Origin of the sequence: Cohnella massiliensis (genome assembly GCF_900169535.1) — a bacterium.
In the GTDB taxonomy this organism is placed as follows: domain Bacteria; phylum Bacillota; class Bacilli; order Paenibacillales; family Paenibacillaceae; genus Cohnella; species Cohnella algarum.
On sequence record NZ_LT821257.1, the window covers coordinates 551,935 to 569,506 of the forward strand.

17 protein-coding genes are annotated in these 17,572 nt (G+C 40.7%); 2 read left to right on the forward strand and 15 right to left on the reverse strand.

Features of this window, described 5'->3' with window-relative positions; genetic code table 11:
- Window positions 1-26 precede the first annotated feature (26 nt).
- The 3 genes from B7E11_RS09220 to B7E11_RS09230 all read right to left on the reverse strand — a co-directional run bounded on the left by B7E11_RS09220 (window position 27) and on the right by B7E11_RS09230 (window position 2,890).
- Window positions 27-551, reverse strand: a complete 525-nt coding sequence (locus tag B7E11_RS09220; RefSeq protein WP_080833573.1) for a hypothetical protein — start codon at window positions 549-551, stop codon at window positions 27-29.
- Between the two features lie 288 nt (window positions 552-839).
- A complete protein-coding gene (locus tag B7E11_RS09225) occupies window positions 840-1,559 on the reverse strand; it encodes a hypothetical protein (RefSeq protein WP_080833575.1) in 720 nt (239 codons plus the stop codon).
- Complete coding sequence (locus B7E11_RS09230; protein ID WP_080833577.1) at window positions 1,559-2,890, reverse strand: hypothetical protein; 1,332 nt, start codon at window positions 2,888-2,890, stop codon at window positions 1,559-1,561. Before B7E11_RS09230 ends, B7E11_RS09225 begins: the two co-directional genes overlap by 1 nt.
- Before the next feature lie 256 nt (window positions 2,891-3,146).
- Here B7E11_RS09230 and B7E11_RS09235 point away from each other — a divergent pair, with 256 nt between their 5' ends.
- Window positions 3,147-3,842: a helix-turn-helix domain-containing protein gene (locus B7E11_RS09235; RefSeq protein WP_080833579.1), complete on the forward strand. Its 696-nt coding sequence runs from the start codon at window positions 3,147-3,149 to the stop codon at window positions 3,840-3,842.
- Window positions 3,843-4,451: 609 nt separating this feature from the next.
- On the opposite strand, the gene B7E11_RS09245 is transcribed toward B7E11_RS09235, so the two are convergent.
- From B7E11_RS09245 to B7E11_RS09270, 6 genes are all read right to left on the reverse strand, one after another.
- A complete protein-coding gene (locus B7E11_RS09245; RefSeq protein WP_080833583.1) occupies window positions 4,452-5,483 on the reverse strand; it encodes a GmrSD restriction endonuclease domain-containing protein in 1,032 nt (343 codons plus the stop codon).
- Window positions 5,484-5,595: 112 nt separating this feature from the next.
- The gene (locus tag B7E11_RS09250; RefSeq protein WP_080833585.1) at window positions 5,596-5,916 is read right to left on the reverse strand and encodes a hypothetical protein; all 321 of its coding nucleotides are present in this window, start codon (window positions 5,914-5,916) and stop codon (window positions 5,596-5,598) included.
- A gap of 16 nt (window positions 5,917-5,932) precedes the next feature.
- Window positions 5,933-6,301 (reverse strand): hypothetical protein, encoded by a 369-nt coding sequence (locus B7E11_RS09255; protein WP_080833587.1) that lies wholly within the window; start codon window positions 6,299-6,301, stop codon window positions 5,933-5,935.
- A gap of 153 nt (window positions 6,302-6,454) precedes the next feature.
- Entirely contained in the window at window positions 6,455-6,814 is a 360-nt protein-coding gene (locus tag B7E11_RS09260) for a hypothetical protein (protein WP_080833589.1), read from the reverse strand.
- Between the two features lie 114 nt (window positions 6,815-6,928).
- The gene (locus B7E11_RS09265; RefSeq protein ID WP_080833592.1) at window positions 6,929-8,104 is read right to left on the reverse strand and encodes a phospholipase D family protein; all 1,176 of its coding nucleotides are present in this window, start codon (window positions 8,102-8,104) and stop codon (window positions 6,929-6,931) included.
- Between the two features lie 14 nt (window positions 8,105-8,118).
- Window positions 8,119-8,538, reverse strand: coding sequence for a hypothetical protein (locus tag B7E11_RS09270; RefSeq protein WP_080833594.1), 420 nt, complete (start codon window positions 8,536-8,538; stop codon window positions 8,119-8,121).
- Between the two features lie 226 nt (window positions 8,539-8,764).
- On the opposite strand from B7E11_RS09270, the gene B7E11_RS09275 reads away from it, so the two are divergent.
- Complete coding sequence (locus B7E11_RS09275; RefSeq protein ID WP_176220665.1) at window positions 8,765-9,016, forward strand: DUF1413 domain-containing protein; 252 nt, start codon at window positions 8,765-8,767, stop codon at window positions 9,014-9,016.
- 108 nt (window positions 9,017-9,124) lie between these two features.
- On the opposite strand, the gene B7E11_RS09280 is transcribed toward B7E11_RS09275, so the two are convergent.
- From B7E11_RS09280 to B7E11_RS09305, 6 genes are all read right to left on the reverse strand, one after another.
- Complete coding sequence (locus B7E11_RS09280) at window positions 9,125-10,435, reverse strand: hypothetical protein (RefSeq protein WP_080833598.1); 1,311 nt, start codon at window positions 10,433-10,435, stop codon at window positions 9,125-9,127.
- A 117-nt stretch (window positions 10,436-10,552) separates the two neighbouring features.
- The gene (locus B7E11_RS09285) at window positions 10,553-11,158 is read right to left on the reverse strand and encodes a hypothetical protein (protein ID WP_080833600.1); all 606 of its coding nucleotides are present in this window, start codon (window positions 11,156-11,158) and stop codon (window positions 10,553-10,555) included.
- A gap of 177 nt (window positions 11,159-11,335) precedes the next feature.
- On the reverse strand, window positions 11,336-12,511 hold the full coding sequence (locus B7E11_RS09290; RefSeq protein ID WP_080833601.1) for a restriction endonuclease subunit S: 1,176 nt from the start codon (window positions 12,509-12,511) through the stop codon (window positions 11,336-11,338).
- Window positions 12,504-14,069 carry a type I restriction-modification system subunit M gene (locus tag B7E11_RS09295; RefSeq protein ID WP_080833603.1) on the reverse strand — a complete coding sequence of 522 codons (1,566 nt, stop codon included), beginning with the start codon at window positions 14,067-14,069 and terminating at the stop codon, window positions 12,504-12,506. The genes B7E11_RS09290 and B7E11_RS09295 overlap by 8 nt, the downstream gene beginning before the upstream one ends.
- A complete protein-coding gene (locus tag B7E11_RS09300) occupies window positions 14,066-14,695 on the reverse strand; it encodes a restriction endonuclease subunit S domain-containing protein (RefSeq protein ID WP_139787128.1) in 630 nt (209 codons plus the stop codon). The genes B7E11_RS09295 and B7E11_RS09300 overlap by 4 nt, the downstream gene beginning before the upstream one ends.
- A gap of 74 nt (window positions 14,696-14,769) precedes the next feature.
- Window positions 14,770-17,523: a type I restriction endonuclease subunit R gene (locus B7E11_RS09305; RefSeq protein ID WP_080833607.1), complete on the reverse strand. Its 2,754-nt coding sequence runs from the start codon at window positions 17,521-17,523 to the stop codon at window positions 14,770-14,772.
- Window positions 17,524-17,572 lie beyond the last annotated feature (49 nt).

Genomic DNA, 17,572 nt, shown 5'->3' on the forward strand with positions numbered 1-17,572 from the left:
GATGCGGGGGATATGATCCAACTGGACTAACCAATACGATTCAAATAACCGTTTTTGACCTCGACCATACTGCTTCCAAACTCGGAAATTCCCCATGCTTCGTTCACAACATATGAGAATAAGCATCCATACCGAGCATTTGAAATTTCATTATTGAAGTAATCACGAATGTAACTGAACTTTTCACTTGCAGGTAAATCGTCGGGATGTTCAACAAGCAAAGACAAAATGTCTTTTGGCACAATGAGGTATGCGACCAACTCCACAACCTGATGATCGATTTTGAACAAGGCAGGCAAAATATGATAAACGCAAAACCCCTTCTTATCCAAAAACTTTATTACCTGAATGTCCTTCTCATTTGCCCAAGTGACGCTAAATTTTCCTGGAGCCAATGGATTAGTCTTAAGCACCTTGCCTTCCATAAATTGATCGGTTACATCCTGATTAACGCCAACTGATTCCATAAGTCTACTTACTAATAACTGACTAATCTCGATAGACTTCATTGACTGAATTGTTAATTTGCTTAAACTGTAATTTCTTACCATATGCTTCGCCTTCTTTCTTGTAAATTAGTAATTCCACACACACTCTCTCTTTAGGACTCTTACGCACTTTCCGTAAAATTTTTCATCTCCGTAATTGATCCGAAATTTCCGCCGCCCTAAAATACTCACCTACTTTTGTATGAATTAATTTAATCCACCCTTATCCTTTAGGACTCTTACACACTTTCCGCAAAAATTTTTATCTCCGGTTTAATTTCAAAAATGTCGAAAAAAAAGAGCAAAGAACTTTTTCAAGTCCTTCACTCCGTTTATAAAATCCAGTTGAAATTATTGGGTTAAAAGAAGCTCTCTATATGCTTGTTTAGAACGTTTCTTACCCTCCGCTTTATCAGTTAGCATTTTCTCCAATAAGGGTCCAAACTTCTCACGATATTGCGGCTTAACTATCCAATTCCCATCTGGATCTTTTTCATCGATAGGAAGAATATATTCGGTGATAGGTCGAATTAGCTTTTCATAAGCACTCTTCGTTTTCTCTGGTCTATTTCGCTTTAACTGTATCATTGGAGTTGGAAGCTTAACTTCACCGTTCTCAAAAGCTTTCCAATTGTTAAATGATACATATCCACCACGTGGATCGCCATTTGGGGAACAAAAATATCCAGCATATTCATCCCTGATAATAAGAAACATCATCTCATAATATGAAAGGTCGAATTCTTCGTTTGCCTTAACCTTGCGGAATGAAATATCTTGTTTGGGATTTATTCCTGTTACGTTATTTAAAAGTATGTCCATCACAGGAACCTCAATATCTTCGTCCGATCTTAAAGTAATACCAACTTTAGTAGGACATTTTTCTTTTTTACCCTTAACACCAATAGAGCGTTTACCCGGTATCGACTGAAATCCAAGTAACTGCACAAAATGTAACGTTCCCGATTTACTTGCTAAATATTCCCGTTGTTCTTTCGATAAGGATTGTATAATCTCCTCGCCAAACGCTAACCTTTTCAAATAAGCCGATGATCTCTTACCGTATGCCATTACTCCCACTCCTTAAAATAAAGTGTCTTCATCGAGTAACCTGGTTCTCTATTAAAATCATCGTAATACATCCTTTTATACCTCTCCCTATTGTAATCAACTTGGTTATCTTCAAAGACTACAAATATAGTATCAATAGTATTAAAAAAGTAATAACCCACTCCGGCTTCTGTAGCGAGATATTGATGTGATCCATCAGCTTCCATCGGTTTAAGGAAAAATCTACTTTCTATAAAGGTATGTGTATCAACCCCTATATCCAAAAGATGGAACCTTTCCATGCTGCTTCGAAACGTTTCCTCAATACGCATCTCTCTGTCTTCCCTGATTGGTTCAAGCTTCCTAGACCCTTCTACCCTTTTAAGGGTTAAATAATTCAATGCCATTCTATTTTCCTTCGGTATAGAATTAAAGCCTTCTTTTGCGGCAAGTTGGGTTAATTTAGTTCGGACATGCGGATAATACTCTAAAGTTATATGTTCCTTATCAAAGCCCCTTATAACTGTTGGATAACAAGAAATCAGATCACCTGGATCGTTTTCCGTTGCATTTACCCTTTCATACAGAAGTACTACATCGCCTTTTTCAAAATTGCAACTTAAATAGTTGGACTTCTCCCTCAACCCATACTCCCTTATCATTAATCCATGTTGGCGATAGTGCATAACAAATGCAATCCAAGCAAGGCTCATAGGATGGAATTTTAGCTTGTTGTCCGCAAAATCAAACATTCGATCAGCCAAGTTGACATACGGATACTTCTGTTCGCTATATTTGATTTCAACTAAACCATCTAATAACCTATTACCATGCCATATCAAAATACATAGATCAACAAATTCAAATCTATCGGGGAAATCTTTTTCGTGATCTATAATAATCCGGGGCACCTTTTTCCCGTCTCTAACATTTCTTACTATAATATAAGCCACTAAACTTACATAGGCTGCTGATTTACTGCTATCAATGTTCATTACCCTGTTCGACTTTTCATCGTAATGAAAATCATACACGACTTCATTGTCATCGTCCTTTTTGAATACAACCCCTTCAACTGTATCAGTGAAAAACTTATAGGCGTTATAGGCTGCTAGCTCTGTTATTTCAGGCTGAAACCCCACATCCAAACCATTGTACACAACAAAGCTAAAATACTCGCTATTCTTGATACACTCTTCAATTTCCACATCGAAAAGCACCAATTCTTTACCCAACAACAGCTTAGAATATTTACCCAACTCATATGTAAACAACAATTCAGAACCATTGCATAATTTGGTCACTCGCTTAAAGCTATCAGGTAATAATTCATTTAACTGGATTTTCGACATTTCCCATTCCCTCCTGCTGTGTTACAACTAACTAACTACAATGACAATTTCTACAGCAAGGAGAAATATCCTTCTCACATACCATTTTCACTCCGGATCAGATATAGAATCTATCATAAAATGATAACTGATATAGACCTCTCCGTCAGTTGACTAAGCGTCACATTTAACATGCCAAGAATAAATATTCTACATCTTTCGACCTATTCGACCGATATAATTGGTGGAGTATTCTTTCGGGAAGGGAAGAGTCGGAGTGGATATACGAGCAGAGTTTGGGCAACGAGTAAGAGAACTTCGAGCCAGAAGTGGCATGTCACAAGAGGTGCTTGCTCATCGAGCGGGGCTTGATCGGACATATATCAGTAGTGTGGAACGCGGGGAACGGAATATCAGCATCGTCAACATCGAAAAGATCGCCGCGGCGCTTCAAGTGTCGGTTGCATATATGTTCTCCAATGAGAGATTTTCTGCAACCCCTGCCTACCAACGGAAAAACCTTAGTGTTCCACTAAAAGAGCGATTTAAGTATCAAGTGGATAGCGAAAAGAGGATCTTGGCTTTTCAAGTACATGGACTACTTTCAGGTGAACACGTGGATTACATGTCAAGAACGCTTCTAGGAATTTGCAACGCTTTTGGGAAAGAAGAATTAAACGTCCTTGTTGACCATCGAGATATGAAGGCATTCGATGGCGAACCCGTTGTTTATTCGCCGGAAGTCGCAGAAAAAGCCGTAACATTCCAACGGGAGCTTCTGAAATACAGTAAGCGGGTCGTAGCTTTGTGCAATTCGGAATATATGGTGCAAAACCTGAACCATGTGGCAACACAAAGCGGAATAATCCATAAAGCTACTCATATCTTTGGGAGAGATAAAGATATGGTCGGTAGGGCATATGAACTTCTCGGGATCAATGACAATGAGTTAATAAAAGCCAAAGCGCAGTAGAAAAAACAGGGAAAGCCGTTATTTTCCCTGTCTACCGCTTCCTAAAATCGATTCCCCCAATGCCCTCGACACCCCCAATTATTATCCTGATCGCTTTACCATCCTTTCGAGCTCTTCATAAAAATACTGGCAAGCGACTTCCTCCATCAAGAAGTCTTTCTCGTTGGTTCTGATCCCTTTCTCACTGTAATACACGAACCATCGGTTATTCTTACGTTCCAGACACAGCCGCTCATTATAAAGTCCGCCACCCAAACTGTAACTATCCTCGGGAACGCGTTCTTCCTTCAACCGGAGTCGAAGTTCTTCTCGGGTCAACTTTATCACTTCCTCGTTACTTTAGCGTTTTCCTGATGATTTCAACAATGTTCAAGAAAATCCTGCTTTGATCGGGAATTTTGAGTGGGATGAGTAGGTAAATTTTAAAGATGATTACCCCTTTGAGGGGTTCAAATTTACTAGGAAAATCGCCAATCAGTGTTTCAATTGCGATTTACCAGTCTGTTTGTCAATGCTTAACTTCAAATAAAAAGAGACACTGCGTGATGAGCATTTGCAATGTCTCTTTCGTGGTAACAGATCAATCGTTCTTGTATTTCGGATCAAAATTCAATTGCTCTGAGCAACGGCATTGGCGAAGGATTCCATACTTTGAACCATAAGATCCGTTCGGCGTTGAATGACCTCTTTGTTAGCCGTTTTTCTACTTAGGGTCTCACCGAACTCAGAGTCCTTGTCGTATTCATCAATCAGGAACTTTTGCGCCCATTGTCCGAACGCTGCCGCGGGCAAATCCAGTTCATTCGCCTTTCTCGCCGTAATAAAAAGCGAAGGGACAACGGATTTCTTCAGGCTCTTAAACATTTTTGATGTCCAATCTTGGAAGCCCTCCATCATATACTCAGAGAGCTTTTCAATCTCAGCAACGATTTCAGGGTCAATTGGCGTTTTCCCGATTTCTCGCATATACAACTTCATATCTTTGCCAGAAAAGGACATGTCCCGTCCAGAAAGAAGGGCAATGACTTGAACTGCCGTTTTCCGATCAACATAACCCTCTAAATCAGCTTTAGTAAAGTTGACGTTTCTGAACAACGTAGAATCCGTAATATGCTTCAGAACCGACCGATTATCTTCCCCGAGCAAAACCTGGGATTGTTCAATGTCGGATAGCGGCTTGGTCTGATTGACGCGGTAGAAGATCTCCTCAACATCCTCAAGGGAATACGATTCATCGAAAATTGTAACGGCAAAGCTATAATTCCTGATCGCTTGTTGTAATTCATCTGTCAGCTCGCTAAATTTCATTCCTGCAACGGACTGCTCTCCAACCAACGGAATGTCATCAGACAAGGCAAAACCATCTTCGATGAACAAAAACAAAGTATTCAAACGTTGGAGACAATCAACTGCATAATAGATATACTTTGGCTTACTTGCACTGCTATCGAGAACTTCACCGTTCTTCCAAACCAACAAATTTGGAATGTAGCCATCAGTCAGCACGGTGTGCATCAAAAGACTTTGCCAACTACGATCCTTCCGGCGAACGTATCGACGTTGGAAGGGAAGATCGAAATTGATTTGATCCTTCATCTTGACTAATTGATACGTTGTCCACTGAACTGTTGATCTTGCCAAAATTATCCCACCTTTGAGAGGAACTTTAATCAAAACACTACTTTTTATTTTACCACTTAATCCGAGCTATCGTATATTGCATCTTTCGCCACCCAAACGGGAGATCGAGAAATTAAGTAGAATGATACGCTTTGTAGAAGCTGATCCCTTGCTTGACCCCGCTGAAAAACATAAACTCCTTAACGAATACTGACTTCTTGTCCATCACTTCCTGCAGAGCAGTTAATAGCTCAAGCTGATCAACGGACAAGGATTTTTTCAAGTCCGCCATCAGCTGCTGCTCAAGATTTCGATCTTCCTCAGGTACGTCTTTTTCCCGATTGGATAAAACGATCAACCTCATCTCATTTGAAAGTGCCGTTCCAATACAAGCAGGTAAACCAATGTCCTCCGTCAAGGTCTTTTGAGATACATTCCGATAGTGACATTCCAAGAAAAATGCCCTCCTTTTAACCAATGCTTTCGCATTGTTTGGCAAATTTGATCCCGATCCTGGCTCCGACCAAATATATCCCTTCATACCTTCGAGACATGTTGTCTTGGTTCACTTTACACCAGATTTGCAACTGTTCGTATTGGGAAACAGTCAGGCTGTCCTTCAGTTGCTTCATGATCTCCGAATGCCGGTCATCCAATAAGGCAAAATCATCGGTGGACTTGGCATCAAGCTCAATATCCCGACTATCCTCGATAGACTGCCTTATTAAAGCAGGTAATTCGTCCGGATTTTGAGCTTCTTTGGATGGTGACCAAGGCAAAGAATCAGGACTATTCAGAGCAGATACGTGACCGGCTTTTGGGAAATCATTTTCGTGCAATTTTAACCCCTCCTTTGCAATTGTGCTTGTAAGTTACCGTAATTGCTTGGAAATTGCAAGGAACTTCAAGGATGATCGAGAAGGCGAGAAGGGGGAGGGCAAAAGAAAAGCCGTTCGATACCCCTGATTGGGTAAAGAACGGCTTCGATTGGATTAACGAGATGCTTGCTCATTGATGTACTTTACAAGAACGGAGGTCGGTTGCTTCATCATCTCGAGTAACTCTTTCAACTTCGAAAGGGAGGTCGGGTTAACCCATGCCAATTGCTCACCAACAACATCATTAAGAATGGTGACTTTAAACTGATCACTTTCATCGTGATGATCGATACAAATATCTAGGTCGCCCTTTTCAAAACGAATGCTTGTGTAGAAGCCAGGACTCTTTGTATAGCTGCCATTCTGTCCGTTGTGATATCCGTTGAAAACTGGATTGATGTAGTTCTCCCTCGCCAAGTCCGATACCCACTTGTTTACCAAAAATAAAATGTCTTCATTTGAAAGTGCAATCATAAAATCGCCTCCTGATTTTGATTACACCTTTTGTAAATCAGATGGCGATCCGGCTCCAAAAAGTAAAAAGATCGACCCCTTGATCTGGAAGTAGACCCCTTAAATATAAATCAACTACAATATGATTTCTCCGTAAGTACGAAACCGTTTATTCAATTCATCCATCAAGAAGTCATACGCCTCTTGAGTAATACGAATGTGTGAACGCCTAAAATGCATGCTCTGCAAAGTCCGCTGACTAACACTTTTCCGTTTTCTCAATGACGGAAATGTTGTCTTCCCTAAGGCATTATATAGATCAACTAATCGAACACCATGTTTGATCGGAGCATTAATAACTCTACCGCTGGTAAATTCAACATAGTACGGAAAGCGATGCTTCCAAGGAGCTTCCTTAATCTCACTTTCGCTAACTACATTGTCCTTATTGAAACCATCAGTCTTTGCATACCCCACAATCATGGGAGTTGGTCTATTCTGCTCATCGTAACTGACAATTGTTAAAAATAACGTATCGTCCTTTTGAATACTGCCTGGTTTTCGAGGAAAGTAGGTCGTATTTAAAGTCCGTCTTCGATCACCCTTCATTTGCTTATAATCATAATCATTCGGAATTCGATCTTCGCCAGTTCCCTCGAACTTTAACCAGATACCCGTCACTTCATCCGAGTAATCTTCCGTATTTTCAAGGATCAATTCAAATAAGTCTGGGTGAACGATCTTCTTGAGTGTAGCACCTTTCTTGGAAATATTAGAATAGGTAATGTTTCTATGCCGTTGATTGGCAGCTAACTGAGGAACATGCTTCTTCTCTTCATCAATCCACTCTTGAGTAACGACGCCATTGCCAGCTGCTTGAATTTGATCTAGCAAGTCATAAAAGTACTCATTAGCCTTTTCAGCAATTTCAGGCTCGTCATCCATTAAGACGCAAATCTCATGGTTAGACATGAAACCACCTTGAGTAAAATTCGCTGAGCCGATAATTGTCGAATGCGAGTCGAATTGATAGAGCTTGGAGTGCAAATCGATGAGAGCATAAATATTCGCTTTCGCATGGAACAAACGCTCAAGCCCATAAATACTACTGACTTGATTAATAAACTCTTCTCGATAGAACCTTGTAATGATATTACATTTTACGGTCGGATTTTTTAATAACCACTCAGCTAAGTATGTAGCAGTCTGTGTCCCGATAAAAGGGGAGATGATATTCAACTCATCTTCAGTTTCATCCAACAACTCTTTAAAGCGATCCATTAAATCATTCGAAACTAAGCTTACCGGCATATCGATTACCCTCCTCAGGTTACAATAATCTCAGGATCAACAGGGAACTTCGTGTCATTACCTCTAATCGTTATATAATTTCTCCATATGTATAATCGCCACTTTTCATCACTTGAATAGTTGAGCGTTTTCGCGGCGGATATTAACTTTCGTAGTTCTTTAAAATCAACGTAGTAAATTTTGTTTCCTTCCAGCCGAACTGCTAGGATCGCTATGTCAGCATCATCTAATAATTCCGCTTGCTTGGTTGTCAGATCGAACCACCCGTGTCCTATTACATGAAGCTTCGACTCGGGAGTACATAAGACCAGCTTCTTCCCGTTGCTTACCCCATGAAACATAATTTTCTTCCTCATGATACTAAACAATGAGCAGTTGTACTTCTTCGCAATCTTATCAATTACAAGCTGCATATCTGGAATTAACAACTTCATGACCCCCGTTTCTAAGACTTTCCTTTATCCTAGCACAAAGGGGCGTAGCCTGTACTTAGCAAATTACCGGCTAAACACCATCTCTAATCATAGATGATTAAGCAATGGCTGCAGGAAAGTCTTGACCAGTCCACGCAGAGCTGATACTATATAGCTAGTAGCTAATAGCTATAAGTTATAAGTTGTTATGTGGCTCGTCAATCTTTATCAGATAGGAGCATGCCGTATGGGGATCGATTCGAACACATCGCTTAAAGAGCTAATGAAGATTGCTCGAGAAACAGTTGCTGAACTGCACCAAGATGAGCAATTTCTCGTGAAAGACCTATTTCGCGGGTTTGAGTGGAACCGTATCGCCAAAGGTGACCGCACAAAGCTCGGATCTATGTTCTTCAACTACGCAGAAAATGAAGGTAGTGCATTAATCTTGCCTCTTGGGAAAACTCTTCAAAATCAACAGATGTATAAGAAATTATAGACGAATCGAAGCTTCAAAAAGCAGATAATAACCTCGAAGGGTTAATGAAAAAACTAAAACCCGCTAAATGCGATCTAGCGGGTTGACTTCCCTTCAGTTAGAGAAGGTTTATTGGTCTAATAAAGAGAAGAACTCTCTTTCCTTCGTTTCATCAACTAACAGCTCCAAAAACTTCCTATCCTTAAATCTATCTGAAACTCTCTCCAATACTATATTTCCAAGTGACCGAAGCCTTCTCATTTTTGAGGAATTCTTTATTCTTCGCTTAATTATTTCATTAAGTTTTACTGCTTCTACAAACGCTTCGGCTGCCTCATCATCAAACTTCTCGAACATACCTGGTATCTTCAATGCAGCACCATCTGCATAGAAATCCGTTCTTGCATGGTAATATGATGATCCAATATGTCCGATATAAGTTTGTGTTAACGCATTAACATACATCGGGAGTAAGTCAGAGGGAATATACCCCGCAAACGGTTCTAATTCACTAACACACCTATTTTCAGTTGCCCATGTATCCAAACTATCGTTGAGTGTAACAATTAGTGGTTCAACTATATATTTCCTAGCCAAGGTCGAAAGATACATATTACCGCCAACTAACTCAACAAATGCAAAAGCATAAGATATACTCGTAGTATTACCCCTCGGGATCTCTTGATCAACTCTTCTTACAATCTGAACTTTTACTTCCTTAGGCAGAACCCTCCAGAGGATAGGCATACAAAACTCAATGTTCGATCTTAGAATTGTCGAGCAATCGGGATGGATATATGCAGTAAAAAGTCTATTTGCCAGTTCATTCTTATAATGCTCCGGCAAGTCCCCAAGTGCATTTTCTATTGCAACCCTATTTCGGTCATAATCTTCAGATCCAAGCTGAGTTATATACTCGCTGATGTCAATAATTTGCATTGGATAATCCACATTCAAAACATAATTTATGCAGTCTTCCATCATACCCAAGACTTTGATTATTGAAGGCTCGCTACTGCTTGGATGACCACTAAAAATATGCCTTGTCTCTTTAGCGTGTTTTAAGACTTTTGAAGCTTCCCAACCGATTACTCCAATCTTGTAAGCTCCCTCGATGAGTTGGTCGTCATTAACATAGTTCTGAAAATCCTCGTATGTTTTTATCTCTCTCCCAACATTAATCTCCCTATTGAATAAGGTAATGCTTCTAAACATGACCTTCTTTCTTAAATCATCGACAACCGCATTCCAAAATGCCCCGATAGCACTTCTGTATCCCCCAACAGGTAGAACACGTAATGCTTCAATTATGTAAGTGTTATCTCTCATATCTTCCCGTATATAACTCAACCGGCTCCGAATTAATGAAATTACTTCAGTTGATTCTACTTGTGTAGGTACTACATTTCCAGTTCTCCGCAACTCAATCTCATTGGACATGATTCCTTAATCGCCCCTCCACCTTAAATCTCTCCATATGCAAAAATTCTACAGTTACCCCGACATTTCCTTCCAAACCTTACTTAAGGAATGTAACCAAGTGAGGGCAAGTACGAGTTATTTGATGAATACGATATAAACCTTGTCCAATGTCAAAGGCTGACCTTCTTCGTAAATCGTTACCCTATCCTTCATTTCAGCCGATAAATTCTTGATAAGGTGCTGCGCGGCGGATAAAGTATGGTCGCCAAAGTCATAGATCACCAAAAATTTATAAGCTTCGGTCGGGTCAAGCGACTTCACTTTGGTTTTGCCTGTAAGCAACCCCTTGATATCATCAATGATACCCGTTTTCTGTTTGGAACCAAATACGTAGCCGTTATTGATCGGTTTATTACATTTGATCTCGGCTACGATCTTTATATCTCCGATGACCATTAGATCATAGCCATTATTGCTTGGCTTGGTGTTAAGCACCTGATCCAAGTAAACCTGATAATTCTCCTTAACATAGGGGAATCGGTCGCTCACCCATTCGATGAAGCGGATCGTGGTCTTGTAGGTAATGATATTGTGGATGTCCTTTAAGGTGGTCTTGATATCCTCGAAATCTTCAACTGTCAGCCTGGAATAGTAATCCTCAGCGGTACCGGTTATCTTGTCAGCAATGAATCGGTTGAATCGCTCTTTCAGTTCGGCTTCTCGATTATACTGTTGGTTCATCAATAACAACCCCCGAAGATCAAATTAAGACCATTATACAAGAGAAGCAAATTTCCTGTAAGTAATTGGGGTTTGTGACTGGAGTGTTGTGAGTCGTAGTATAGTTAAAAAAGATCGACCCCTATTGAGATCGATCTTTAAAAACGTTTGACTTGCCACCAATACCGTTTCCTGATATCAAACGAACATCTGCTGCAACAAACCATTTTTCAACTGTTTAAGGGATTCGACTTTCGATTCTTCCTTAGAGATTTTTTCTTCTAAGGTAAATAGAAAGGAAACGATCTTCTTCTGTTCTTCAAGCGAAGGCAGTGGGATCTCAAGACTTCTGACGGAATCCCACTCAGTTCTCGGCATCTTGGAACCTGACGATATATTCGCTGCCTGTTGAAAAGTATCACTTTGAATTATAAAATACAAAAATTCATTAGTAATTCTAGGACTTTTTGATGTCAAAACCCAAATTTCTGATGAGCAAACCCCATCAAATGTTGCATACCAATACTTCTTAAGGTACGGGCGCAGTTTTCCAAACAAAACGGAGCCTTTAGTAAACTCATTTTTAGTACTTTGTTGCTCGTGTGATAAAAAATATCCGTTGATTTGACCTCTATCACCAACAATATTCTCTAATTCAATACACGGCACGTTCAACTTGCTCTGTGGATTGATCTTATTGGAACTGTTTGTGGCAACTTGCTCGAACAATTCAATGTCCCATTCAGGAAAATCCTTTCCATTCTCATTTTTGAACCGGATCTCCTGCGAAATAATCTTCTGCAGAATGCATTTCTTGAACAGTTCCAGTTTTTCAACCTTCTCCTGTTGCTTCTCGATCTTTTGATCGAGGAGGGAGAAAAAGGACGCGATTTTTTGTTGTTCTAATATAGAAGGAACAAAAACCTCAATTTCCGATAGATCTGCACTGTTTATCGCAGGGTAATTTGAACCTGTACATCGTATTAAAACCTGTTTTTCAAATCTGCTTGAATAAAGTAAGTGATATATAAATTCACTTGATTTTTCATTACGTAATTGAGCAAATCCTGTGGATGCAACGACTGGAAGGTCAAAAACATCTTTAAAGATATAATGATTCTTTTGATAAGGTCTAACAGTTTGAAATAGAACATCTTTCTCTCTTAAAAGTCTTTGTGCCCGGCTTGGAGCATCCTCTTTTCTGATAACATTTATTTCATATAATTGCCCCGATTCAACACTTTCAAGGTCTATATATACAAACTCGTTAGGGATAGGATCACTTTTAGGGTTTATCTCACATAGCGACCCCAGTTCCACTGGATTCCAAGGGTCAGTGAAACTATTGAAACGCAGATTAGGACTCCTACTCATTGACTCTGACCCCCAACTCTTTAAAATACTTTTCCAACTCTTGATCTATACTCGAAATCTCATCGTCAATTTCCTTTAATCGAGTTTGAATGGCTTGAATATCTATCGCTTCTTCTTCCTCAAACGTATCAACATAGCGAGGAATGTTCAGGTTGAAATCATTCGACCTAACTTCGTCTAGACTAGCGGCATATGAATACTTCTCAATGGTCTGCCGTGTCTTATAGGTTTCAACGATCTTCTCCACATCTGCATCTCGAAGACGATTTTGGTTCTTCCCTTTCTCGAAATCGTTGGAAGCATCGATAAACAGAATGTTGTCATTCGCTTCTCGGCACTTTTTGAACACAAGGATACACGTTGGGATCGTTGTCCCAAAGAAGATGTTGGCTGGTAAACCGATAACAGCATCCAAGTAGTTCTTTTCTTCGATTAGGTACTTACGAATAACCCCTTCTGCCGCGCCGCGGAACAATACCCCGTGGGGAAGAACCACTGCCATTGTTCCATTATCATCAAGGTGATGAATCATATGTTGCACAAATGCGAAATCCGCTTTGGATGCTGGAGCCAGTTTACCGTAGGCACTGAATCGCTCGTCCTGCAGGAACTTCTCATCTGCACTCCATTTAGCAGAGTAGGGGGGATTGGCTACTACGGCTTCGAAGCGCATATCAAGATGCCGCGGCTCCTCTAAACTATCGGCATTCTGAATATCGAAGTTATGATAAGATACATCATGCAAGAGCATGTTCATACGAGCCAAGTTGTACGTAGTGGACGTTTTCTCCTGTCCATAAAACTTCCGCACTTTTGCTTCCTTGTTAACCCGCAAAAGCAACGATCCCGAACCGCAGGTAGGGTCATAGACATTTCTTAAATTCTGCTTACCTAGTGTCACTATTTTGGCAATGATTTTTGAAACTTGCGGTGGGGTGTAGAATTCGCCAGCTTTTTTACCCGCGTGAGCTGCAAACTGACCAATTAAATACTCATATGCATCCCCTAAAATATCAATATCCGCATCATCATGTGTGAAAGGTATGCTATTGATATTAACCATTACTTTTGCAATAACTTTGGAACGAGACTTCACATCACGACCCAATTTTGAAGATGATAAGTCCATATCTTCAAACAGATTACGGAATTCTTCCTGGCTTTCCGCTCCTAATGTTGATTCAGTTACAGCAGTGACTGCTTTCTGTAACATTTCAATATCGAACTTACCTTGTTCTCCCTTAGCAATTTCCTCAATCATGCTTGAAAACAGATAGTCGGGTTCGATAACGTAACCAATCTCCCGAATAAGTTGATCCTTTAATCCTTCACGATAAGCTTGATCCTTCCAAGCATCTTTATAAGAAATGTTATCTTCCTCGAGCAATTTGTTAGCCCGATCCTCCGTTTTCTCTGATAAGAAGCGATAAAAGATCAAACCGAGAATATAGTCCTTAAACTCGTAAGCTTCAAGTTGACCCCGAAGGTCGTTCGCCATATCCCAAAGCTTCTTATGTAATTCGCCCTGTTGATAACGCTGTAACTCAGTCGTTGTCATCTGCTTACCTCCTCCTTTAGATACCCCATTAATATTTGCTTGATATACTGCTGTTCCCATACGATTCTCTCCTGAAGTAGACGATTTTTTCGATGTAATAATCTGTGGACGCTACCAATCTTCACTTGATCGTCCATAGGTGGCAAAATAATTTCCAAAGTCCTAAGCATTTGAATAGATAAGGATGTGACGCTCGTTCCTTGAGTAGCAATCTTCAACTGTTTGCGACAATCTGGATGCTCATTGATAAACCACTCTAGGTAGTCAGGATGTAATTCACTTGTAGGCTCGATGATGGCAAAGTTAGAGGGGATCAGCTTACCTGCATGCTCCTGTTGCAATGCCACTGCTCGTTGTCCAGTCAAGCTAATTAAGACTAACCCCTCTTTGGCGAGCGGTAAAGACCCCAAACGATGTTGATCTACAAGAACATCTTGCTGATTTTCTGATGATGTGGGATCGGGACTTAACCACTCATTCATTTCCTTCATCGTGTAGACCGGAAGCTTAACTGCATCCATTGAAGGTGATGTCTGGATACGCGCTAAAAATGCTCCTTGCACAACCGATGCACATTGTTCTAAATACAAACCAGCCCTCCCCTTTGCTATTTCGTTAAATAGCATTCATTTCAACATCTCCATCATAATAAAAAACAGCAGAAAAGGCAATCCCTTTCCTGCTATTTTTATAAATAGCACTACGAAAAACGTTTGGTATGCTCGGTGATGAATTCTATAATCCGTTGAATCATCGCTCTCTTTTGTAGGAATGGCAACTTGACCGCATCACTTATCTCTTGCTGATTAACAAGTCCACCGTACTCATATTCCTGAACAAAACTTTGGATCGCTTCAGGCGATAACCCCACTTCACCTGCAAACGCCTCGATTTCCTTCATACGTTCTTCTTGCTCGAAGGCATTGTAGTTATCGTCTACCGAATCAGCATTGGTTAAAGTCGGTACAACTTTCCGCAAAAACTCCTTCAGTAAGTTCGCCTTGAGACGGAGCTGCTCATTATCAGCCCGGTTGATCTCGTCAACAATATCTTTAACCGATTTGTCACGTTGCTCTTCATTATCGAAGTCGATGTTCCGGATCAGATTCATGATGTAGCTGACATTAATCCGATCGGTATGCATCAGTTCGATCAGGAAGTCAACATTCGCCAAGATCGATTCCTTACCCCCGCCACGCTTGACTTCTTCGTAGATACGGAGGTACTTACTCTTGTAGTCCTGGTACTCCTGCTCATGAATACCTAATCGAGCTGGATCGAATTCAAACTCGGTGAAGGTTTGGAGACGAGTCAGGTACTTAGTAAGATCGCGGAAGCTGACCACAAACTCCTGTTTTTCTTCTTCCCGCTCCAACGTATCCACTGCCACTGGCGTAGAAGCGAGAGCTTTTACTTTCGCCAGTGCTGCCTTAAACATTTGAAGGTATTCTTCATAGCTTTTCATCAGGACATCGTCAACATTGTCCGTCTTCGAGAACAACTTGATCGCTTCGTCGGTATCTTCCTTCAAGTTGCGGAAACAGACGATATTTCCGTAGGGCTTGGTCGCTTTCTCTGTACGATTAGTCCGAGAGAAGGCTTGAATCAAATTATGATACTTCAAGAAACGATCAATGTAGAGAATATTCAAGGTCTTGCTGTCGAAACCTGTCAAAAAGATGTTGACCACCAACAGAATATCGATTTGAGCAGTTTTGACTCGCTTCGAAACATCGGCAAAATACCCCTGAAACTTCTCCGTAGAGAAATTGGTACCGAACATAGCATTGTAGTCCTTGATAATGCGTTCAAGACTATCCCGCGAATGCTCGTCTTGTCCGTCACCCTCACTATCTTCATTCTGACCATATGTGAAAATAGCAGCAATCTTGAAATTATGAGACAACGATTTGAAAGTGTCGTAATACTTGATCAGCATTGGAATGCTGTCAACAGTAAATAACCCCGTATACCCCTTACTTCGAGACTTCCGATCATGGTGGGTGATGATATGTTCGGCAATCATACGGATACGATCATCGTGCATCCAAACTTCATCGGTTAAAATGCCTTTTACACGGGTTTGATCCTTTTCATCAATCGAGACATCAACCGTTTGGATATACTCCACCGAAAACCCCAAGACATTACCATCATGAATAGCATCTTTAATCAAATACGTATGTAAGCACTTCTCGAAAATATCGGCAGTTACCCGACCATCTTGACTTTTATTTACCTCGAACAAAGGTGTCCCCGTGAAGCCAAAATACTGCGCCTCTTTAAAATGATTGTCGACGAGTCTTTTCATCTTACCAAACTGGCTGCGGTGACACTCATCAATAATAAATACGACCCGCTCTTGTTGATACGGCTTCATAATCTGCTCATATCGCGGATTTTTTATCGCGTTCGCCATCTTTTGAATTGTAGTAACGATCAACGGCTTCGTTAAGTCCGAAATTTGCGATACCAGTTTCTCGGTATCATCCGTCATATCCACCGAGTCGGGTTCAAACTTGTTAAACTCCGCCAAAGTCTGACTATCCAAATCCTTGCGGTCAACGAGGAAGAATACCTTCTTAATATGTGGTTCATTGGCAAGGATCTGGCTAGCCTTAAATGATGTCAAAGTCTTCCCGCTGCCAGTGGTGTGCCAGATGTAACCATTATTCTTGGTTTCTAAGGCACGCTTAATAAGTGCTTCGACAGCATAGACCTGATACGGTCGCATGACCATCAACAGTTTCTCGGTCTCATTAATTACCATGTATCGGGCAATCATCTTCGCCATGTGGCATTTCTCTAAAAAGCTGGCGGCAAAATCGCTTAAATTGGTGATGCGATTATTCTCTGCATCCGACCAGAAGAAAGTATGCGAAAACAGAATGTCGCCATCGGAGTTGGCAAAATATTTCGTATCAACCCCATTACTAACGACAAACATCTGTAGATAGCGATATAACCCCTTGAAGGAGTGTTTCCGATACCGTTGGATCTGGTTGAACGCCTCTTTGAAGTCTAAGCCGCGGCGTTTTAACTCGATTTGAACCACAGGTAAACCGTTAATGAAGATTGTTACATCATAACGGTTCTTATACTTCCCTTCGACTGTGGTCTGATTGGTGACCTGAAAGATGTTCCTGCACCAATCACGAGTATTCATCAGTTCGAGGTAAACCTCAGTTCCATCATCACGTTGGAATACTTGCTTATCTCTAAGAATCTTTGCGGAATCAAAAATGCTTTTACCGTCAACCTGGGTCAAAAAACGGCTGAACTCGGCATCGGTCAGTGGCTGACCGTTCAATTTCTTCTCGTTAAATCTGTTCAGTTGCTGCCTGAAGTTTTCGAGAAGTGAAACGTAATCATTTATGGTTACTCGCTCGTATCCTTGACGAACAAGTTGCTCAATTAAATTCTTCTCCAGTTGGGCTTCCGATTGATAGGACAAATGCAGAACCTCCTTCGTTGACTATACCCCCTGATGGGCGGACTCTTAC